The sequence below is a fragment of the Flavobacterium ginsengiterrae genome, from assembly GCF_039539785.1.
In the GTDB taxonomy this organism is placed as follows: Bacteria; Bacteroidota; Bacteroidia; order Flavobacteriales; family Flavobacteriaceae; genus Flavobacterium; species Flavobacterium ginsengiterrae.
On sequence record NZ_BAABDU010000004.1, the window covers coordinates 922951 to 945211 of the forward strand.

22 protein-coding genes and 1 tRNA gene are annotated in these 22261 nt (G+C 35.0%); 19 read left to right on the plus strand and 4 right to left on the minus strand.

The genetic code is table 11. The features are described from left to right. The first annotated feature begins 33 nt into the window (after nucleotides 1–33). From ABD859_RS14555 to ABD859_RS14645, 19 genes are all read left to right on the plus strand, one after another. Nucleotides 34–1242 carry an anhydro-N-acetylmuramic acid kinase gene (locus ABD859_RS14555; protein WP_345145344.1) on the plus strand — a complete coding sequence of 403 codons (1209 nt, stop codon included), beginning with the start codon at nucleotides 34–36 and terminating at the stop codon, nucleotides 1240–1242. 137 nt (nucleotides 1243–1379) lie between these two features. Beyond that, nucleotides 1380–2951 carry a glycoside hydrolase family 10-like protein gene (locus tag ABD859_RS14560; RefSeq protein ID WP_345145345.1) on the plus strand — a complete coding sequence of 524 codons (1572 nt, stop codon included), beginning with the start codon at nucleotides 1380–1382 and terminating at the stop codon, nucleotides 2949–2951. Further along, nucleotides 2938–4212 (plus strand): MFS transporter, encoded by a 1275-nt coding sequence (locus ABD859_RS14565; protein WP_345145346.1) that lies wholly within the window; start codon nucleotides 2938–2940, stop codon nucleotides 4210–4212. The genes ABD859_RS14560 and ABD859_RS14565 overlap by 14 nt, the downstream gene beginning before the upstream one ends. Before the next feature lie 23 nt (nucleotides 4213–4235). Further along, entirely contained in the window at nucleotides 4236–4577 is a 342-nt protein-coding gene (locus ABD859_RS14570) for a tetratricopeptide repeat protein (protein WP_345145347.1), read from the plus strand. 182 nt (nucleotides 4578–4759) lie between these two features. Then, nucleotides 4760–5209 (plus strand): GNAT family N-acetyltransferase, encoded by a 450-nt coding sequence (locus ABD859_RS14575; RefSeq protein WP_345145348.1) that lies wholly within the window; start codon nucleotides 4760–4762, stop codon nucleotides 5207–5209. A 2-nt stretch (nucleotides 5210–5211) separates the two neighbouring features. Then, on the plus strand, nucleotides 5212–6825 hold the full coding sequence (locus ABD859_RS14580; protein WP_345145349.1) for a glycoside hydrolase family 3 protein: 1614 nt from the start codon (nucleotides 5212–5214) through the stop codon (nucleotides 6823–6825). 125 nt (nucleotides 6826–6950) lie between these two features. Continuing rightward, nucleotides 6951–7589, plus strand: coding sequence for a peroxiredoxin (locus ABD859_RS14585; protein WP_053471125.1), 639 nt, complete (start codon nucleotides 6951–6953; stop codon nucleotides 7587–7589). 236 nt (nucleotides 7590–7825) lie between these two features. Then, the gene (locus ABD859_RS14590; protein WP_007805605.1) at nucleotides 7826–8134 is read left to right on the plus strand and encodes a thioredoxin family protein; all 309 of its coding nucleotides are present in this window, start codon (nucleotides 7826–7828) and stop codon (nucleotides 8132–8134) included. 50 nt (nucleotides 8135–8184) lie between these two features. Next, nucleotides 8185–8442, plus strand: a complete 258-nt coding sequence (locus ABD859_RS14595; RefSeq protein ID WP_008462029.1) for a DUF6952 family protein — start codon at nucleotides 8185–8187, stop codon at nucleotides 8440–8442. 323 nt (nucleotides 8443–8765) lie between these two features. Then, entirely contained in the window at nucleotides 8766–9263 is a 498-nt protein-coding gene (gene tpx / locus ABD859_RS14600; RefSeq protein ID WP_345145350.1) for a thiol peroxidase, read from the plus strand. A gap of 13 nt (nucleotides 9264–9276) precedes the next feature. Beyond that, nucleotides 9277–9651, plus strand: coding sequence for a diacylglycerol kinase family protein (locus ABD859_RS14605; protein WP_345145351.1), 375 nt, complete (start codon nucleotides 9277–9279; stop codon nucleotides 9649–9651). 14 nt (nucleotides 9652–9665) lie between these two features. After that, nucleotides 9666–12113 carry a DNA translocase FtsK gene (locus tag ABD859_RS14610; protein WP_345145352.1) on the plus strand — a complete coding sequence of 816 codons (2448 nt, stop codon included), beginning with the start codon at nucleotides 9666–9668 and terminating at the stop codon, nucleotides 12111–12113. 73 nt (nucleotides 12114–12186) lie between these two features. After that, on the plus strand, nucleotides 12187–12813 hold the full coding sequence (gene lolA1, locus ABD859_RS14615; protein WP_486320592.1) for an outer membrane lipoprotein periplasmic chaperone LolA1: 627 nt from the start codon (nucleotides 12187–12189) through the stop codon (nucleotides 12811–12813). A gap of 8 nt (nucleotides 12814–12821) precedes the next feature. Further along, nucleotides 12822–14282: an LptF/LptG family permease gene (locus ABD859_RS14620; RefSeq protein WP_345145354.1), complete on the plus strand. Its 1461-nt coding sequence runs from the start codon at nucleotides 12822–12824 to the stop codon at nucleotides 14280–14282. Nucleotides 14283–14284: 2 nt separating this feature from the next. Beyond that, entirely contained in the window at nucleotides 14285–15418 is a 1134-nt protein-coding gene (gene ribB / locus ABD859_RS14625) for a 3,4-dihydroxy-2-butanone-4-phosphate synthase (protein ID WP_345145355.1), read from the plus strand. Nucleotide 15419: 1 nt separating this feature from the next. Continuing rightward, nucleotides 15420–15818: an acyl-CoA thioesterase gene (locus ABD859_RS14630; protein ID WP_057119338.1), complete on the plus strand. Its 399-nt coding sequence runs from the start codon at nucleotides 15420–15422 to the stop codon at nucleotides 15816–15818. 140 nt (nucleotides 15819–15958) lie between these two features. After that, a tRNA-Ser gene (locus ABD859_RS14635) sits at nucleotides 15959–16043 on the plus strand. Nucleotides 16044–16324: 281 nt separating this feature from the next. Continuing rightward, nucleotides 16325–17635 carry a site-specific integrase gene (locus ABD859_RS14640; protein WP_345145356.1) on the plus strand — a complete coding sequence of 437 codons (1311 nt, stop codon included), beginning with the start codon at nucleotides 16325–16327 and terminating at the stop codon, nucleotides 17633–17635. Nucleotides 17636–18050: 415 nt separating this feature from the next. Next, nucleotides 18051–19358 carry a site-specific integrase gene (locus ABD859_RS14645; RefSeq protein ID WP_345145357.1) on the plus strand — a complete coding sequence of 436 codons (1308 nt, stop codon included), beginning with the start codon at nucleotides 18051–18053 and terminating at the stop codon, nucleotides 19356–19358. Nucleotides 19359–19706: 348 nt separating this feature from the next. Here the strand turns inward: ABD859_RS14645 and ABD859_RS14650 are convergent, their stop codons facing one another. The 4 genes from ABD859_RS14650 to ABD859_RS14665 all read right to left on the minus strand — a co-directional run bounded on the left by ABD859_RS14650 (nucleotide 19707) and on the right by ABD859_RS14665 (nucleotide 22235). Then, nucleotides 19707–19982 (minus strand): helix-turn-helix domain-containing protein, encoded by a 276-nt coding sequence (locus tag ABD859_RS14650; protein ID WP_345145358.1) that lies wholly within the window; start codon nucleotides 19980–19982, stop codon nucleotides 19707–19709. A gap of 83 nt (nucleotides 19983–20065) precedes the next feature. Then, nucleotides 20066–20353, minus strand: a complete 288-nt coding sequence (locus ABD859_RS14655) for a hypothetical protein (RefSeq protein ID WP_345145359.1) — start codon at nucleotides 20351–20353, stop codon at nucleotides 20066–20068. A gap of 22 nt (nucleotides 20354–20375) precedes the next feature. Then, nucleotides 20376–21404, minus strand: coding sequence for a hypothetical protein (locus tag ABD859_RS14660; protein ID WP_345145360.1), 1029 nt, complete (start codon nucleotides 21402–21404; stop codon nucleotides 20376–20378). A 27-nt stretch (nucleotides 21405–21431) separates the two neighbouring features. Further along, nucleotides 21432–22235, minus strand: coding sequence for a hypothetical protein (locus tag ABD859_RS14665; protein ID WP_345145361.1), 804 nt, complete (start codon nucleotides 22233–22235; stop codon nucleotides 21432–21434). Nucleotides 22236–22261 lie beyond the last annotated feature (26 nt).

A 22261-nucleotide genomic window follows, 5' to 3' on the forward strand; every position in this document is an offset into this window, starting at 1 on the left:
AATAAACTGACTTCAATAAAACCTCTTTTTATAATGAATAAAAATATAAGCGCTCTTTACCAAATTGCTCAAAAAGAGACCCGAAAAATACTCGGTTTAATGTCTGGAACTTCTCTCGACGGACTTGATATTGCACTTTGCGCAATTTCTGGATCTGGCGAAAATACCGTTGTTAAAATCCTTGAATTTGAAACGATTTCTTATTCTGAAGACACTAAAAACGGAATTAGAAAAGTATTTGCTCAGAAAACAATCGATTTTCAGCATTTGGCTTTATTAAACGAATGGATTGGAATATTACACAGCGGCATGATTAACGATTGCTTGAAGAAATGGAATTTTCCGTCAAGCGAAGTAGATTTAATTGCTTCGCATGGACAAACGGTTTTACACGCGCCTAAGTTTTTACATCAACAGGAAAAATTTCCAAATGCAACTCTGCAAATTGGCGACGGCGATCATATTGCGGTAAAAACGGGAATTATTACACTTTCTGACTTTAGACAAAAACACGTTGCTGCCGGCGGTGAAGGCGCTCCTCTGGCGGTTTACGGCGATTATTTATTATTTGGCAAAAAAGGCGAAAATAGAATCATGCTTAACATGGGCGGTATTGGAAATTATACGTATCTCCCAGCCTCTTTAAACGCAGAAGATGTTTTTGTAACCGATACCGGAACAGCAAATACCTTAATTGATATTTATACTAAACATTATTTCCCTGAAAAAAGCTACGACAAAGACGCTGAAATCGCCAGTCAGGGAACTGTAAATAAAGAACTTTTAAGCGAACTTAAAAAAGATAATTTCTTCCAGAAAAGCTTTCCAAAATCGATTGGTCAGGAATTGTTCAATTTTGATTTTGTGCAGTCGGCTTTGGGCAAATTAAATTTAGAAAACATTTCGGCATCAGATTTGCTGGCAACTTTAACACGTTTAAGTGCCGAAACAATTGCTGAGGCGATTTTTTTCACCATAAATAATACAAGCATTCCTGCAGAAGATTTTCATATTTATATGTCAGGAGGCGGTACCAATAATCCGTTATTGGTAAAATGGTTAAAAGAATTACTGCCTTGCCAGTTTTATACCAGCGACGATCTGGGCATTTTAAGCGATGCGAAAGAAGCTGTTTTATTTGCGCTTTTAGCAAACGAAACTGTGGCCGGCGGTGATTATAATTTTGGAAACAGCAAAGGAATTCCATCTGTAACAATGGGGAAAATTTCGTTTCCTGATTAAAGAAAGACAGCCGCGAATTGCACTAATTGCACTAATTTTTAATCTTAATTATTTTTTCAAAAAATAATTCGTAAAAATTCGTGTAATTCGTGGCAAAAACAAACTATTTTTGATTCTTGTTAAAACAAACATTTAAAATGCATAAAAATCAGTACTTACTATACTCAATCCTATTTTTATTTTTCTTTGGATGGAAATCTGTTTCACAGGAAAAAGTAATGTATCCTAAAAATGAATTTAGAGGAGTCTGGATTGCGACCGTAGTAAATATTGACTGGCCAAAAACCGCAATTGACAACGTCGAAAAGGAAAAAGCAGATTATCTGGAGATTTTAAACACGTATAAAAAATTAAACTACAACGCTGTTATTGTTCAAATTAGAAGTGTCGGTGATGCTTTTTACCCTTCAGAATTTGCGCCTTGGTCAAGATTCTTAACCGGAAAAGAAGGTGTTGCTCCAAATCCGTATTATGATGCTCTGGCCTGGATGATCGAAGAAGCACATAATAGAGGTTTTGAGTTTCATGCATGGCTTAATCCGTATCGCGCGACTTTCGATTTAAACAGAAATCTTTTAAGTCCAAATCACGATCTTTTTAAACATCCGGAATGGATGATCGAATACGGAGGTAAATATTATTACGATCCTGCATTGCCTGAAGTTCAGACACATTTAACCAAAGTTGTTAAAGAAGTGGTAGACAAATACGATATCGACGCGATTCATTTTGATGACTATTTTTATCCGTATGCTGTTCCCGGAAAAGTGTTTAACGATACGGCTTCTTATAAAAAATACGGTTCTGGTTTAAGTCTAGCCGACTGGCGTCGTGCGAATGTGAGCAACTTTGTACATACAATTTCAACTACAATTAAAGCGAGTAAACCATGGGTTCAGTTTGGGATTAGTCCGTTTGGAGTATGGCGAAATAAATCTCAGGATCCAAGAGGTTCAGAAACACAATCGACTTCTAACTACGACGATTTATATGCTGATCCGGTTTTATGGATGGACCAAAAATGGATCGATTACATTATGCCGCAATTATACTGGAGTATGAATAATCCAAGAGCTTCGTATTCTAAATTAGTAAAATGGTGGTCTGAAAATGCTAATAATACAGCCATTTATATTGGTCATGCGCCATACAAAATTAGAGGCGACGGCGACAGAAGCTGGAATTTTGCAACGGAAATCCCAACGCAGGTTGATTTTTTAAGAAGTTTTAAAAATGTTTCCGGAAGTGCTTATTTCAGTGCCAAATGGTTTATGGGAAAAAATTTTGATGTTGTTCGCCTTTTAGAAGACAGTCAGTATAAATATCCTTCAATTCCGGCTGCGGTTCCAAATTTAAAACGCATTATTATCGATAATCCGGTTTTTACCGAGTTTACAAAAGACAACATACAATATACTTTTACAATCAAAAGTCCGCTGAATACAAAGGTGCGTTACATTGTTATTTATGGTGGTGAACATATCTCTAAAATAGATACAAACGATGCTACAAAAATAATAGACAAGGTTCGAGCTGTTGAACAAGACGGCGAAATAACATTCTCTATTCCGGCAGAAAAAATCCGTCAGTATAAAGCTTGCGCTGTAACTTTTATTGATTATTTTGCAAACGAAAGCACACCAGCTTCTGCCGATATAAAAAAGAATTTTAAAATCTATTCACCTGCTCAGCCAAATGAAAACAGATAATACTAAACCGTGGTTTTGGATTCCGCTTCTTAATTTTGCTTCTGGATTACCTTATGCCGTGATTATTTCGGTTTCGGTAATTATGTATAAAAATCTTGGTATTTCAAATGAAGATATTGGTGTTTATACCAGTTTATTATATCTGCCTTGGGTTATAAAACCGCTTTGGAGTCCGTTTATTGAATTGACCGGAACTAAAAGAAAATGGTTTTTATCGATGCAGTTGTTAATTTCAATTGCTTTTCTGCTCGTTGGATTTACCATTCCCACAAATGGATTTTTTATGATGACACTGGCTATTTTTTGGGTTGCTGCTTTTGCTTCGGCTTCAAATGATATTGCAAGTGATGGCTTTTATTTATTGGTTTTACCAGAAAATCAGCAGTCTTTTTTCCTCGGAATCAGAAGTACTTTTTACAGATTATCAATGCTGGCAGGAAACGGATTAATCGTTCTTTTTGCCGGTTATCTGGAACATAAATATGGAGATAATACAAAAGCCTGGTCATATACTATGATTTGTGTCGGCTTGCTTATGACATTTATTACCATTTATAATTTCATTTTTACTCCAAGAAATGAAATCAATATTGCTGAAAAAAACAACGAAACGCATCATCAAAATTTCGCAACGATATTTATTAGTTTCTTTAAAAAGAAACAAATCTGGCTGGTTTTGGCTTTTATTCTTGTTTTTAGATTAGGCGAATCACAATTGCTTAAAATGTTAAGTCCGTTTCTGCTTGATCCAAAAACATCCGGCGGTATGGGATTAGATACAGAAGCCGTGGGAATTATTTACGGAACCTGCGGTGTTGCTGCTTTAACAATTGGCGGAATTTTAGGCGGTATTGCTATTTCTAAACAAGGTCTTACAAAATGGATGTTTCCAATGTTTCTGGCGATGCACCTTCCTATTTTAGGATTTATTTTACTGGCTTTCTTTCATCCTTCATCAATTTATTATATTTATGCCGTTGTTATTTTAGAACAATTCGGTTATGGATTTGGCTTTACAGCTTTTATGATGTATTTAATTCATGTTGCCGAAGGAGAATCAAAAACAGCCCATTATGCACTGGCAACTGGTTTTATGGCATTAGGAATGATGCTTCCGGGAATGTTGAGCGGTTATATTCAGAAATATTTAGGCTATCAAAACTTTTTTATCTGGGTTTTCATAGCTACAATTCCAGGTCTTATTTTATCTCGTTTTTTAATTTTCCCGAAAGATTTTGGGAAGAAATCAGAAGAAGTTTAACCCCAAATCAAACTCTTAAAACTATGGAAATCAATGAAAATTTGCAGGCCGAACGTAATCTGAAAGGAGCTGAGTTCGAAAAAGCCGGAAATCTTGAACAAGCAATTGAGCTTTATGAACAAAATGTTTCAGAAGGTTTTAAAGGAAATCATCCTTACGACCGTTTAGCTACTATTTATAAAAACCAAAACGATCTGGAGAATGAAATCCGCGTTTTGGAAAAAGCAATTGTAGTTTATGAAGAAATCACGATCGAAGATCGATTAGAAGGATTACCAAAACTTTTCCGTTTTAAAAACAGACTAGAAAAAGCAATTGAAACCAAAAAGCAATTAGCTAAACAAAAGAAAGCAAAGTTGAAATAAAATAATCTTTTTTAAACACATAGAAACATAAATTTTATTTTGTGTAAAAGAGTTAAAAGAGAAACTCGTTTCTCCACACATAGCTATGATTGTTTTAATAAAGTGAAACGCCTTTAAACGTTTCAAAAACTATGTATCTATGTGTTAAAATTAAACTCTTAGAATATAAAAAACAGTAAATCATGATTAACATAAAACGAACCAATTCTGACGATATTGATTTTATAAATCTGGTAGTTTTATTAGATCAGGATTTAGCCATTAGAGACGGCGACGATCATGCGTTTTACAATCAGTTTAATAAAACCGATAAAATAAAACACACGATTGTTTATTACGAAAATGGAGTTCCTGTTGGCTGCGGCGCTTTCCGCGAAAAAGAAACTGACAAAACGGAAATTAAACGAATGTATGTTCATCCTGATCATCGTAAAAAAGGAATTGCTTCTGCTATTTTAAAAGAACTCGAAATCTGGGCAAAAGAAGTGGGTTATACTTACACCATTCTTGAAACGGGAAAAAACCAGCCGGAAGCCATCAACTTATATCAAAAATTAAATTATACCATAATACCGAATTATCCGCCTTATGAGGAAATGGATAATAGTGTCTGCATGAAAAAGACTTTATAATAATGAAAATTACAGCCGAAGCATTACGACAAAGAATAGGACAATTTTTCTTTCCTGCCGTTTTTATTAACGATACCGAAGAAAATATTCAGGAAACCGAACGTTTAATAAAAGAACACAATATTGGCGGACTCACCTTTTTTCACAGTCGTGCTAGCGCTGCAACGAATTATGAAAGCAAGAAAAAAGTAGTTTTCAACGATGACAGCTACGAAAAAATCAAAGCTTTAATTGTTCGTTATCAAAAAGCCGCTTCTACTCCGCTTTTAATTAGTATTGATGCCGAATGGGGTTTAGCAATGCGAATTGAAAAAACACCGCAATATCCGTATGCCATTACACTTGGGGCTTTGCCAGAGAATAAATCTAATTTGGTTTACGAAGTTGGAAAACAAATTGGTTTAGATTTAAAAGCAGCCGGAATTCAGTATAATTTATCGCCTTTGGCAGACATCAATAACAATCCGAATAATCCCGTAATTGGCTATCGTTCTTTTGGAGAAAACAAAGAAAAAGTAGCCGATTTTGCGATTGAATATTTAAAAGGACAATCTGAAGTTGGTGTTTTGGGCTGTTTAAAACACTTTCCCGGACACGGAAATACCAATGTCGATTCGCATTTAGGTTTACCGGTTTTAAAAGAAACTCTTGAAGAATTATTAGAAAACGAATTAGTTCCTTTTATAAAAGGAATCGAAAATAATGTCGATTCTATTATGATTGGGCATTTGGCGGTTCCGAGTTTAAACGACGGAAAAGACACATCGGCAACTTTATCAAAAGCAGTTATTCAGGATTTATTGAGAAATAAATTGGGTTACGATGGTTTGGTAATTTCTGATGCTTTGAATATGCACAGCGTTTCCAAATTATACGATGTAAAAGGACAATTAGAATGGGAAGCTTTTAATGCCGGAAATGATGTTTTATGTTTTGCCGAAAATGTTCCGGAAGGAATTGAAGCAATTTACCAAAACGCATCGCCAGACCGTATTTTTGAAAGCTATAACAGAATCATGAAAGCGAAAGAAAAAGCAGGAATTCTTTCTGGAAATACTGATGCTTCGGGTGAATTAAATTTCGAGAAAACATCAAAATTAAATCTTCAAATTGCTCAAAATGCTATTACTGAAATCATCAATAACGGCATTTCAGATTTAGTTATTGAAGCTCAAAAAAACAACAAATTAGCTAAACTGAGCTTATATAAAAATACCGAAAACACTTTCTTTAAAACTTTAAACTCAAAACTACCTTCGCCGGAATTCGCTTTTGAAAATTTAGAAATTTCGGATATTTCTTCTATTAAAAATGAATTAGAAAACTTCGACACTATTATTATTTCATTATTTGTTCCAAAAGCAAAACCATTGAACAATTTTGAAGTTAATGATGAAGTTCTAGAACTGCTTTCTGATTTATTACAAACCAAAAAATGCATTGTTTACGTTTTTGGAAACCCTTATGTTTTACCGCTTATTCCAAATCTAAAAAAGGCTTTTGGATTAATTGAGGCCTATCAGGATTTTGAAGAATTTCAAAAAACAGCAGGAATTCAATTTTTAGAAAAAAATAGTTCAAAAGGCGTTTTGCCCGTAAACATTGAAATTCAATAAGTTAAACACTTAAATAGTCAAAATTTATCAACTTATAAATTTTTATAATCACATCTTATTGTAAGAACATGTACTTCTGCCCTACTTTTGCACCAGAAATAAATATTTAACGTAAAACGAAAATTATGTCTTTAGTAGGAAAAAAATTCCCAAGTATTGCAGTAGATGCTATCTCAGAAATGGGTGACAACTTAAAAATCAACATTTTTGAAGAAGCAGTAAACAACAATAAAAAAGTACTTTTATTTTGGTACCCAAAAGATTTTACTTTTGTATGTCCAACTGAATTACACGCCTTTCAAGCTGCATTACCAGAATTTGAAAAAAGAAATACTATCGTAATTGGTGCTTCTTGTGACACTAACGAAGTTCACTTTGCTTGGTTAAATACTCCAAAAAACAATGGTGGAATCGAAGGTGTAACTTACCCAATCTTAGCTGATACAAACCGTAACTTAGCTAACATTTTAGGTATTCTTGATATCGAATCTACAAGCTACAGCGAAGATACTGATTCAGTTATCATCGAAGGTTCTAACGTAACTTACAGAGCTACTTACTTAATCGACGAAACTGGAAAAATCTTCCACGAAAGTGTAAACGATATGCCATTAGGACGTAACGTAAACGAATACTTAAGAATGGTTGACGCTTACACGCACATCCAGACTAAAGGTGAAGTTTGTCCTGCAAACTGGGAAGCTGGTAAAGAAGCAATGTCTGCTGACAGAGTTAGTACTGCTGAATACTTAAGCGCAAACTAATTTTTTATAAAGGTACAAAGGTTCAGAGTTACAAAGTGGCAAAGTTTTTTTGCTGCATAAATATACAAAGTCCAAAACTTTTTTCTCTGAACCTTTGCTGCCTTAAAATCCTCTCTAATTAAATAACAAAGTTCAAATGCAAACCAAATTGGTTTTGTAAAGGATTTTATATGCAAAGCTTCTAAAAACTTTGCCTCTTTGAACCTTTGTAACTTTGAACCTTAAAAAATAAGAACATGTTAATTGACTTAAACGAAGATACGTTAGCAGATTTAGTTGCTAAAAACGAAAAAGTAGTAGTACAATATTCAGCTTCATGGTGTGGAAACTGCCGTATTATGAAACCAAAATTCAAAAAATTAGCGACAGAAAATGAAGCTATCACTTTTGTTTTGGTTGATGCAGAAAATTCTCCTGAATCAAGAAAATTAGCTAATGTAAGCAATCTGCCTACTTTTGCTACTTTTGTAAACGGACAATTGGTTGGCGAAACGCAGACTAACAAACAAGAAGTTTTAATCGATCTTGTAAACGCAATTGCGTAATTTTTAATTAAGTTTTTTCCAATTTTGAAAAAATTCTAAAACTCCATAAAATGAAATTACCAGTAATAAAGCATTTAACACAATTCATCGAAGAAAACGATCAGGATTACATTATAGAAACTATTGAAGTTCTGGAAGCGATGACAGAGATTCCATCTTTAAAAGATGAAGAATTAGACGTAATCGGCGAATTGATTTCAAATATGTATGGCGCTCTTGAAGTACAAAAATTAGTAGCTCAGGGAACCGACAAAAAAGAAGCTTTAAATACGTTCATGAAACGTGTTTTAGGTTCTATCGATAAATAATCGGCCTCTTTTTTCAGAGAAAAAACAAAAAACAAAAAAACATGACTGAGAAAGCGTTTCTAATTTTTAGGGACGCTTTTTTTTAGTTTTTAGTCTCGGGGTTTAGTCTCAGTTTCCATACAATTTTGTCAAACTCAAAACTTTGACAAAGTCATACAAAAAGATTACCAAATCAAGAGAACAATATTCTAAACAAACCACAAATTCGTGAATTCACGGCTCTCCAAAAACCATTCTTAATCTCTCCTTAAACCCATAACAAATACTTTTAGATTCAAATATTAATCCTTACTTTTGAGCCTCATTAATTTTAAACAAAAAACATGGCATCTATCACATTAGGAGGAAATCCGGTTCATACATCAGGCGAATTACCAGCGGTTGGTTCTAAACTAGCTGACTTTAAATTAGTACAAAATGACTTATCTGTTGCTTCATTAAGTAACTTCGCTGGTAAAAAATTAGTTTTAAACATTTTCCCAAGTGTTGATACAGGAACTTGTGCAGCATCTGTTAGAAAATTCAACCAAAGCGCAAGCGGATTAGAAAATACTACTGTTTTATGTATTTCCAGAGATTTACCTTTCGCTCAAAAACGTTTTTGTGGTGCTGAAGGTTTAGAGAATGTAGTAAACTTATCAGATTTTCAGGATGGTGCTTTTGGTAAAGCAAACGGTTTAGAAATCGTTGACGGACCTTTAGCTGGTTTACACTCAAGAGTAATTATTGTTGTTGATGCTGACGGAACAATTACACATACAGAACAAGTTGCAGAAATTGCAAACGAACCAAATTACGAAGCTGCTTTAGCAGCACTATAATATTTTCCTTTAAATGGAGTTTCAAAAAGATAATACTTTTGTTACAGGTCGGTTAAAAAGCATGAAATATGCGTTTAATGGAGCTGTAAAATTAATAAAAACAGAACACAGCATCATGGTTCAATTCTCATTGGGAATTATAATGACTATTGCGGGGTTCTATTTTCATATTTCACAAACCGAATGGCTATGTCAGACATTAGCCATTGGTTTTGTTTTAAGCATTGAAGGTTTAAATACGGCAGTCGAAAAAATTGCCGATTTTATTCATCCTGATTACAGCAGAAGAATCGGATTTATTAAAGATATTGCTGCAGGAGCGGTATTTTTTGCCGCAATGACAGCAATTGCAATAGGTTTAATTATTTATATTCCAAAATTTATATAGGCAGGAACGTAAGAATGGCAAAAAGTAAAAAAGAAACTGTAGACAAAAAAACCGAATCAAAAATCGCAGGTCTAAGATCCTGGAAATTAAACAAACCGCAAAAATTTGTTTTGGGGTGCCTTTTGGTACTCTTTTCTATTGCATTGTTAGTGGCATTTATTTCATTTTATGTTAACGGACAATGGCAGACTGATCAAAGTGCGGTTAACAGCCTTGGAGATCGTACCGAAGAAGTACAAAACTGGCTTGGAAAATTTGGGGCTTATCTTGCTGATTTAATTGTTTACAGAGGTTTTGGTCTCGCTTCTTTTATATTGGTGCGTTTATTTTTCCTTACCGGATTGTTTTTAGCATTGGAACTTTCGACCAAAAAACTAAAAAACACTTGGTTTTGGGATATTTTTGCCATTATTATTGTTTCAATTCTATTTGGATTTTTTGCCACTTCGGCTCCGGAATTAGGAGGAACGATTGGTTATGAGCTCAATATTTTTCTTCAGGATTATATAGGAAAAACGGGGACTTTACTAACACTGCTTTTCGGTTTGATTGTTTATTTGATTTTTAAAATAAAAGTATCACCGGAAAAAATCCAATCGTATTTCGATTCTACTAAAAACGAATTTAAATCCGAATTAAATTCTATTAAAAAACCGCAACAGGATCAAGAACCTGAAAGCGCTTATAATTTAGAAGAATTTGCTATTGAAGAAGATCCTGAAATAGATAACATTCACCTAAAAACGGATGATTCTAAATTCGAAATCAACAAAGAAGCTTTAAAACCAACAATTTCGCATTCATCAGAAATTGAATTAAACCCAATTTTAAAACCTATTATCCCGCCGGTTACACCAATTACTGCCACTCCAGACGAGGCGTTTGTTATAGAAAAAGCGGAAGAAGAAGATATTATCGAAGAAAATCTGGCGTCGCGTTTAGTCGCAGACTTTGGATTATTCGACCCAACTTTGGATTTATCCAATTATAAATTTCCAACCATCGATTTATTAAAAGAATATTCGACTGGAGGAATTACTATTAATCAGGAAGAATTAGAAGAAAATAAAAACAAAATTGTAGATACACTTCGTAACTACAAAATTGAAATTGCACAGATTAAAGCAACGGTTGGTCCTTCGGTAACTTTATATGAAATTGTACCCGAAGCCGGAATTCGTATTTCTAAAATTAAAAGTTTAGAAGATGATATTGCTTTATCATTATCAGCATTAGGAATTCGTATTATTGCGCCAATTCCGGGTAAAGGAACTATTGGTATCGAGGTTCCAAACAAGACTCCAACTATGGTTTCTATGAAAAGCGTTATTGGTGCAGCCAAATTTCAGGAAGCCGAAATGGAACTGCCAATTGCTTTAGGAAAAACAATTTCTAACGAAACTTTTGTTGTCGATTTAGCAAAAATGCCTCACTTATTGATGGCAGGTGCAACTGGACAAGGTAAATCGGTTGGATTAAATGCTGTTTTAACTTCACTTTTATACAAAAAACATCCGGCAGAAGTAAAATTTGTTTTGGTTGATCCGAAAAAAGTTGAGCTTACGCTTTTTAATAAAATTGAAAGACATTATTTAGCAAAACTTCCTGACACAGAAGATGCTATTATTACAGATAATGCAAAAGTTGTCAATACCCTGAATTCACTTTGTACTGAAATGGACAATCGTTATTCGTTATTAAAAGATGCGATGGTTCGTAATATTAAAGAATACAACGAAAAATTTAAATCAAGAAAATTAAATCCTGAAGCAGGCCACCGATTTTTACCATACATTGTTTTGGTTGTCGACGAGTTTGCTGATTTAATTATGACTGCAGGAAAAGAAGTCGAAGTTCCTATTGCGCGTCTGGCTCAGCTTGCGCGTGCTATTGGTATTCACTTAATTATTGCCACACAAAGACCTTCTGTTAACGTTATTACCGGTTTAATTAAAGCCAATTTCCCTGCGAGAATCGCGTTTAGAGTAACTTCAAAAATTGACTCAAGAACGATTCTTGACACTCAGGGCGCTGATCAGTTAATTGGACGTGGAGATTTATTATATACAAACGGAAACGATGTCATACGTGTTCAGTGCGCATTTATTGACACACCGGAAGTTGAAAAAATTACAGATTTTATTGGTTCGCAAAAGGCATATGCAACAGCTTATTTGCTTCCAGAGTTCGTTGGAGAAGAAAATGGCATTAATCTTGATGTGGATATTTCCGAAAGAGATACCTTATTTCGAGAAGCTGCAGAGATCATTGTCAATGCACAGCAAGGTTCTGCTTCATTACTGCAAAGAAAATTAAAATTAGGCTACAACAGAGCGGGTCGTTTAATTGACCAGCTTGAAGCAGCCGGAATTGTTGGCCCATTTGAAGGCAGTAAAGCAAGAAGCGTGAATATTACAGACTTAAGTGCTCTTGATCAATTTTTTAATAATGAACAAAATTAATCCAATCATGAGAACAAAAATTCAGGAAATCAACAACAATTCTATCTTTAACATGACTATAAAGTGTTTTCAAATGGCAGTTATTATGCTTTTGAGCTTCACTTCTATTCAGGCTCAGGATAAAAAAGCTAAAGATTTATTGAACGAAGTAACTACTAAAATAAAAAGCTACGATAATATCGTTATCGATTTTAAATATTCTCTAAACAATGCAAAAGAGAATATCAATCAGGACAGCAAAGGAAACGTAACTATGAAAGGAAACCAATATGTGTTGAATTTTATGGGTGTTACTAAAATTTTTGATGGTCAAAAAACATACACTATTGTTCCTGAAGACGAAGAAGTTACTATTTCTAAAGTAAACGAAAAAGACGATAACGCCATTACGCCTTCAAAAATGCTTACTTTCTTTAACTCTGGATACAAATACAATATGGATATTGTACAAAATGTAAAAGGAAGAAAAATTCAATACATCAAATTAGTACCAACAAGCGGAAAAGACCAAAGAAAAGAAATTTTGTTAGGTATTGACGTTCAGACAAAACACATCTACAATTTGATTGAAACCGGAAAAAACGGAACAAAAACAACTTTAACCGTTAATTCTTTTAAAACCAATCAGCCATTGTCAAAAAATCAATTTACATTTGTAGCAAGTAAATACCCGAAATACTACATCAATAAATTAGATTAATCAGAAGGTTGAAAATACTAGACAAATACTTATTAAAAACATTCTTATTTACATTTACAACTGTATTTGTAATCCTATTTTTTATATTCATACTGCAAACAGTATGGCTGTTTATATCAGAACTGGCAGGAAAAGATCTCGACTTAATATTAGTCGTGAAGTTCCTGCTTTTTTCTATGCCTCGTATTATACCGCTCGTATTGCCATTATCGGTTTTACTTGCTTCGATTATGTCGTTTGGTAATCTGGCTGAAAACTACGAATTTGCCGCTATGAAATCTTCCGGAATCTCTTTACAGAGAGCCATGAGGGTTTTGATAGTTTTTATATGCATATTAAGTATTGTTGCATTCTGGTTTGCCAATAACGTTATTCCATATGCCGAATACAAATTCGTGAACTTCCGTAAAAATATCGCACAGGCAAAACCAGCGATGGCAATTGCCGAAGGCCAGTTTAATGATGTTGGAACTTACAACATTAAAGTGAATAAAAAATCCGGCGAAAACGGAAACATTTTAACTGGTGTAACAATTCACGAAAAAGCCAACAACATTGGCGAAAACAAAACCGTAATTAAAGCTAAAGACGGAGAACTAATCAGCAACGAAAAATCTAGTATTTTAAAACTCGTTTTAAATGATGGTTTTTACTATCAGGATGTTACTCCAAAAAAATACGAAGACCGCGCTAAACTTCCGTTTATTAAAGCTGCTTTCAAAAAACACATCATCAACATTGATTTATCTGAATTAAACAAAGTCGACGACAGCAAAGAAAGCATTGCGGGAACGAATGCCATGTTAAATGTAAACGAGCTTCGTTACACCTTAGATTCGTTAAACAAAAATCTAGATAATGAAATCATTTCATTTTCTGAAAACATAAACCAGCGTGTTGGAATCAGAAAGTCAATCGATCCAACTCGTGTAGATAAAGCCAAAAAGAAGAAAACTCTGCCAAACGATCTTTTATCATTATACACTAATAAACAAAAATCTGATGTCTTAAAAATGGCAAGCAGTAATGTTACGAGCAACACCTACTCTATCGAATCAACTCAAAAAGATTTAAAAGACAAACAGCGCGAAATAAACAAGCACTTAACAGCATTGTATGAAAAATTCGTAATTGCTTTTGCCTGTTTCTTAATGTTCTTTATTGGTGCTCCGCTGGGGGCTATTATCCGAAAAGGAGGACTTGGTTTACCAATTGTTTTTGCGGTTTTAATTTTCATTACATTCCATTTCATCAATACTTTTGGAAAAAGACTATCTCAGGAAGGCGGAATGACTCCGTTTATGGGATCATGGATGTCTTCATTTATATTGTCGCCGTTAGCTGTATTGTTAACCTATCGCGCAACAAACGACAATGGATTGATTAATTTTGATGCGATTACAACTCCGATTTCACTATTTTTTCAAAAAATTTCTGAGCGATTTTTCCCAGCTCAAAACAAAGAATAACTATGTCAACAACTAAAATACAATTAAATACCATTGAGGAAGCTATTGAAGATATCCGTCAAGGTAAAATAATCATTGTAGTCGATGATGAAGATCGCGAAAATGAAGGTGATTTTTTGGCTGCTGCCGAAAAAGTAACTCCGGAAATGATCAACTTCATGGCGACTCACGGAAGAGGTTTGATCTGCACACCACTTACCGAAAGCCGTTGCAAAGAATTGGATCTTCGTGCTATGGTAACCAATAATACTGATCATATGGAAACTGCTTTTACAGTTTCTGTAGATTTAAAAGGAAATGGTGTTACTACAGGAATTTCTGCAGCAGACCGATCAAAAACAGTTCAGTCGTTAATCGATCCAAATACAAAACCACACGATTTAGCTCGTCCGGGACATATATTCCCTCTTATTGCCAAACAAGGCGGTGTTTTAAGAAGAACCGGACATACTGAAGCTGCAATTGATTTTGCTCGTCTGGCAGGTTTTAAACCAGCTGGAGTGATCTGCGAAATCTTAAACGAGGACGGAACTATGTCTCGTTTACCAGAATTGATTAAAGTGGCTAAAAAATTTGATTTGAAATTAGTTTCGATCGAAGATTTAGTAGCTTATAGAATGCAGCACGACAGCTTAATTGTGAAAAAAGAAGATTTTGATATTGAAACCCGTTTCGGAACTTTCAGATTAAGAGCTTACGAACAGACTACAAATAAACAAATTCATATTGCATTAACCAAAGGAACTTGGAATCTTGGCGAACCTATTTTAACGAGAATCCACTCTTCGCAGGTTAATAACGACTTATTGGGCACATTGACTAATAATGCAGAGCAGCAGTTAGACGATATGTTTAAAGTAATTAATGAAAACGGAAAAGGTGCTGTGATCTTTATCAATCAGGATATGACGGCCGTAAACCTTTTAAATAGAATTTCTGAACTTAAAGCTTTACAATCTAACGGAACTCTTAAAGCTCCAAAAGTGATTATTGACAGTAAAGATTACGGAATTGGCGCACAAATCCTTCACGATATTGATATTTCTAAAATTAGGCTGGTTTCAAATACAGAGCAAACAAAACGCGTTGGTATGATTGGATACGGACTTGAAATAACAGAATACGTAAACTACTAGTATGGGTACAATAGAAGAAAGAATTCAAAAATCTGAAACACGTATTTTTAAAGCTGTTTTCCCAAGCACAACCAATCATTATGACACTTTATTCGGAGGAACTGCGCTTCACTTAATGGATGAAGTAGCTTTTATTTGTGCTACACGTTTCAGCCGAAAAAAAGTTGTAACAATTTCGACCGGTCAGATTGACTTTAAAAAAGCGATTCCGGCGGGAACTTTAATCGAATTAGTAGCAAAAGTAGACAGCGTTGGAAGAACGAGCTGTAAAATTCACGTTGATATTTTTATGGAGCAAATGTATTCTGAACTTCGCGAAACGGTAGTTTCTGGAACTTTTTCGTTTGTTGCTGTTGACGAAAACAAGAAACCAACGCCAATTTTAGACGATTTAGATTAAGTTTTTCAAAAAACTCGTTTTCGGAAATACTGATAATTAGATACTTGAAAATTATTTTAAAAAAGTAGCTAAAAAAGTTTTGAGAACCGAAAAAGCGTCTTATATTTGCACTCGCAATCACAAAATGATAGCAACATACTGGAGAAATGGCAGAGCGGTCGAATGCGGCAGTCTTGAAAACTGTTGACTGTAACAGGTCCGGGGGTTCGAATCCCTCTTTCTCCGCTGAGAGCTTAAAAAGAGACTTTTCAAAGTTTACAAAAAAGGCTAAAATTCACGGAAAACCCTGCAAATCAAACGATTTGCAGGGTTTCTTCTTTTATACCGAATTTCAATATTTTCAAAAACAGACAAAATCTTCGTGGCGCATTCGTGGCGCAGGCCAAGATTTTTAAAATGTGCCACAAAATTTCACCTTAAGTCCTTATATCAAAGGGGTTAAGCACGTTTACATCTTGTTTAAATAAGGTTATAATTCTACATTTACTAATCTAATAAATTGAATTATGCTAGAGAACAGCTTTGGGTTAATTTTCTTCTTGAAAGTTCCCCGACATGAGAGTAAAATTAGAACCGTTTATTTCAGAATCACCGTTGACGGCATTCCTAAAGAAGCATCTACAAGACGCCAGTGGGATCTGGAGCGATGGAACCAGAAAACTGAAAGAGCAGTCGGAACAAAAGAAGACGCAAAATCACTTAATTTTTTTCTGGACTCGCTCACCTCGAAAATCCACGATATCAAAACTGAGATACTCTACAGCGGAAAACCGATAACCGCACAAAAAATCATGGATCACGTGATGGGAAGAATAACGCCGAGAGTAAAAGTGCTGGAAGAATTTCAGAAACATAACGATGAATTGGAGGCGTTGGTTGGCAATGGTTATACGGGAGCAACCTTGGAAAGGTTTAACATAACCAAAAACCACGTATCCAATTTTATAAAATTCAAGTATAATGTTGATGATTTTGAATTTGCAGATCTAGATCTTGAATTTGTAAAAGATTTAGAGTTTTACCTGCGTTCTGTCCGCAAATGCAGTAATAATACAACTCTTAAATACATTGCCAACTTCAAAAAAATTGTTATTCGTGCACTTGATAAAGAAATTATTGAAAAAGACCCTTTTAAAAGCTTTAAAGGCAAAAAAACTAAAATTGTAAAAAAGCCTATCTCTGCAAAAGAATTGGCTGAATTGGAAGCCCATCAGTTTTCAATAGAAAGACTCAGTATAGTACGAGACATTTTTGTATTCCAATGCTACACAGGGCTTGCATACATTGATGCCTACCAGCTCACAAGTGCTGATATAAAAGACGGAGTGGATGGGAAACCCTGGATCATCTCTGAAAGGCAGAAAACTAATTCAACTGCAAAGATTCCGCTCCTGCCCCATGCTGTCAGAATTCTTGAAAAATATAAAGATCATCCTCTCTGCATCAAACGAGGGACTCTGCTGCCTGTTTATTCCAATCAGAAAATGAATGGCTACCTTAAAGAAATTGCCGTATTATGCGGTTTTCCTTTTCCACTTAATACGCATATGGCGCGCCGTACATTTGGAAGCACGGTAACCTTGAACAATAATGTCCCAATTAACGTGGTCAAAGAACTGCTTGGGCACTCCTCCGTTAAACAGACAGAAGCTTATGCCATAACAGAGCAGACAACTATAGGAAGAGAAATGTCTATACTAAATCAAAAACTCAATCAGCATATAAATGAGATTTCTCAAGAAGATTTAACTACGCTTGAAAAACTTGAAAAAGAAATTCAATTAATTAAAAGTAAATATAAAAATGCATCACTTTAAAATCAAAATGAGGTTTAACCAGCATACTAATTTGTAAGAACTATTAACTCAAAACTCATCCGAGCACCACCATGTTTGGTATCTTAAAAAGATACCTCATGGGTTCGAGTACTGCTCTCCCCACCAAAAGGGTAAAAGAAGCCGAAACGAAAGTTTTTCAATCTTTTCAAAAACCCGCAAAAAACGTGGTAAAGCCTGCAAATCGTAAGATTCGCAGGCTTTTTTCATTTATGCTGCTTTTCATATTTTTAAAAACCGCACAAAATCTCTGTGGCAAAATCGTGGCAAAAATATCCACGAGAAAATTTTGCCACAGAATTTGAAACGATCCCTTATAAACAAAGGGGTTAACGAGGTTAACGACTTGTTTTTTTGACGCTATAATTCTACATTTATTAATCTAAAAAACTGAATTATGTTAGAGAACAGTTTTGGGATGGCTTTCTTTTTAAAGACCGCCCACAAAGGAAGTAAAATTAGAGCAGTACATCTTAGAATAACCGTAGACGGTATTACTAAGGAAACATCAACTAAAAGAAAATGGGATTTTACCCGATGGGATCAAAAGACAGAACGTGCCCTCGGAAGTAAAGAAGATGCAAAATCTTTAAACTTCTTTCTTGATTCATTGACTATTAAAGTCCATGAAATCAAAACAGAGATCATGTACAGCGGCAAGCCGTTAACTACAGAAAAAATAATGGACCATATATTGGGAAGAGTAACACCAAAGATCAAGGTGCTTGAAGAATTTCAAAAGCATAATGACGAAATGAAGGCTCTTCTAGGAAAAGGATATGCAAAAGGCACTCTTGACAGGTTTACCATTACTAAAAACCATTTAACTGCTTTTATTAAATTCAAGTTTAAAAAAGAGGATGTTGAATTTGCGGATTTGAATCTCGAATTTGTTAAAGACTTTGAGTTTTATCTTAGAACAGTGCGAGACTGCAGCAATAACACTACACTAAAATACATTGCAAATTTCAAAAAGATTGTAATCCGCGCGATTGATAAGGAATTAATCACAAAGGATCCTTTTAAGAACTTTAAGGGGCGAAAAACAAAACTGGTAAAGAAACCGCTTACCACTCAGGAACTGTATGAACTGGAAAGGCATTATTTTACTACTGACAGGCTTAATGTTGTCAGGGACGTATTTGTATTCCAATGTTACACTGGACTGGCTTACATAGATGCTTACCAATTAAAGAAAAGTGATATCAAAGAAGGCATTGACGGAAATCTTTGGATTATGTCAGAAAGACAGAAAACAAACTCAACAACCAATGTCCCGCTGCTCCCTCAGGCACTTAAAATCATTGAGAAATATAAAGAACATAAGCTATGCATTCAGCGCGGAACGGTACTGCCTGTCTCTTCCAATCAGAAAATGAATGAATACTTGAAAGAAGTTGCAGTTTTATGCGGATTTCCATTTACTTTAAATACTCACATCGCACGCCGCACTTTTGGAAGCACCGTTACATTAAACAATAATGTTCCTATAAATGTAGTTAAAGAACTGCTGGGCCACGCATCAGTAAAACAGACTGAAGCATACGCCATAACTGAACAGGCAACAATCGGCCGTGAAATGTCAATTCTAAATAAAAAACTCAATAAAACTGAGCCTAAAATGTCTAAGCCGGACTTGGCAGTTCTCAGCAGACTGGAAAAAGAAATCCAGGCAATCAAGAAAAAATACAACATTTCTTCTTGATAAATATTTTTAAGACTTATTCAAACTTAAAAGAGGCTATCTCAAATATTTTGAGATAGCCTCTTTTTACATAGTTTTACTTCACTTTTATAGCCGGGATGATAAGATGGAGTGTACTCAATATACCCTAAATCCTGAAGCTGTTTAAAATACTTATGATAAGTCGGCAGTGTGTTCACATGCGACAGCTCCATAATTTTGCTGCGGCTCACCTTTATCCTCCTGCTCTGCCCCTGCCTATACCCCAATCCCAGTATCGCTGTCAAAATTGATAGATGCCAGACAGTTAGTTTAGGATCATCACTGTACATTGACATATAGCGCATTATCTGGCTTTCTTTTAATCTCTTAGTCTTTATCATTATCAAATAGTTTTTCAAGATCTTCTCTATTATAGTAATAGGATCCAAGCACTTTCTTAAAACGTACTTTTTGCGATGTTCTAAGATTCTGCACCGAGCCTGCAGAAATATCAAGCAGCCTACGGACAGCTTTACTTTTCAGCCACTCAGATTCCCGCTCAATATTTTTTGGCTGAAATGCTTCCGCAACAGCAGTACGCACTGTATCGGCCATGAAAAGCCCGAACTGTCTTAAATCATCTTTCGTTATAAATTCTTCCATAAAATTCTGCTTTTACTCATTATAATATTTGATCATCTACTTTAAAACAAAACTCTGTCTACTTTCAATTTTTACAGTACAACTTATTCCAAGTGAAAATAAATACTGCTCCTTCTGTTCTTATTCTTTGTAGGCACATAAATCAAATAACCGTAGTCATCCAATTCACGCATACATTTTTGATAGGTTTTGTGAGACATGATCTTAGCAATACTCTGGATTTCTATGCTGTAAGCCTGAATAGGATTTACAAAATCTTTGCTTGCACGAAATTGAAGCAGGGCTGCAAAAATTGCAATGTGAGTTGTGCTGATCCTGAAGTCATTTTCAATTGCCTGAAAAAATCCTGATAAGAGTTTAAGATTTTCCATAACTGTATAAGATAAATAAACATCACATATGATGAGATTTTTTTGCGGTCTGAGCTTCAATATTCTGCTGCGGTTTCAACGGGCTAATTTTACAGCCGTTTTTAATTTCCGCCAGACTAAGTTTCTGCATCCTGTCGTTATAAAAATTCAAGGTTTTAAAGCGTGGATTTGCTTCCAAAAAAACCTTCATTTCTCTCCCTTGTATCATAAGAAGAACTTCTTCCCTCCTCCCCTTTTTCAAAGAATCGGCCAGGGATTCGAATGTCTCATAGTCATCATTTTTAAGAGGAACAGTCCTTAAAGCATCGCTTACATTGTATCCATACGATTCTGGAAATTCATGCATTCTATAATTGTCATGAAGATCACTGTCGTTGAAGTTAAACTGTTTCCAAGTTCCGCTTTTTAGAACTGCTCTTCCCGCAAGCATTTCGTATGCTTCAGCAGCGCTGAAGTCCTCAGATTTTTCATTCTTAAAATAGTGGACGCTGCGAATGGATGGCGATGAATCTGTATGAAGAATTGATCTGAATCCATCAAATTGGTAGGCTCCTTGCGCATCTTTTACAAATTGCAGGGAATGTTCAAGCCGCTCATTTTCTGAGATGTGATAAGAAACAGGAACAGTAAAATTTAACAGCTGTTCCTGCATATTCGCCAATACTTTGCCATAAGCCTCATGAAAACCGCATTTTATCAGCTGTTCCTCTAAAGTTTTCTTGTTTAATTCCAGATCTCTAAGATAATCCCGCTTATCTATCGTTTGAAAAGCGACAGCACTAACCGCTTCATTTACAAGCCTAACAATGATATTGGGATAAACTTGATGCTTCAATTTATTATATTCATGCTTAAGAAACCTGAGAGTTATTTTTTCATCTACAGCTTTCGTCTTTTCATATTTAAAAAGCAACATCTTAAAAAATTTCAGTTTCTCTATGCCAAAAGAGCGTTCTATATTAGGGCTGTTCTGAAATAAAAATTTTAATTTTTCTTCCTTGGACTGCCAGACTTTTATCTCATTTTCTACTCGATTGTTTTCAGAAGACATAATTCAGTTTTAATTTATTTAAGAACCTTAAACCGATCTGCCCGCTTTTTTTGAACGGGAATTACTTTTTTTTTCTTTCTGAGAGGTCTCATCGGAATTGTCAGCCAGGTCTGAGCTCTTTCCTTTGGACTGCGACTGCTTCTCGTTCTTGCTTTCACGGTCATTTATTCTCTGCAGAGAAGAATCATAAACCTTAATAGTCTTAAACTGGGGATTAGCTTCCACAAACTGTTTTCTCTCCTCTCCTCCTACCACAAAAGTTACGGACTGCAGATTGCCTTTTTTCAGAGAGTTCATCAGATCTTCCTTGTACTGCGGCGTCAGCAGTTCTTTTATAGAATGCTTTTCCAGCGAAGCTTCCAGATCATATCCATAGTTCTGATGATAATGCTGAAGCTTGAAATTTCCACGGTCGTCACTTTCTTTGAAGTCCATACGAATCCAGCAATTGTAGGATTCACCGTCCTTATTCTTTAAATCCTTATTGACCGATCTGCCCTCCATCAAATTATACGCCTCTTTGAGAGTGATGCTGGTATTATCATTATTAATATAAAAAGTCTGTTCCAATCCCGGCTTATTATCCTCTTTCTGGAGATTAACCTGATAGGAATTGAAAAAATACATATCGCTCTGGTCGGACTTTTTAAAATTCAGTTCAACGGTGACTGTATCTTTGTTAGGGACACCATTGTTCATAATACCGGTATGCATCAATTTAAAGTCCTTATCCCCCTTCTGGATATTCTCTCTTAATTCAGCATCAAAAGTTTCTCCGAATCCAGTATATTTTAACTGGTCTTTCAGATACTGTACATTTTTCTCGTTCATGATATTCACATTTAAAATTAGTACTG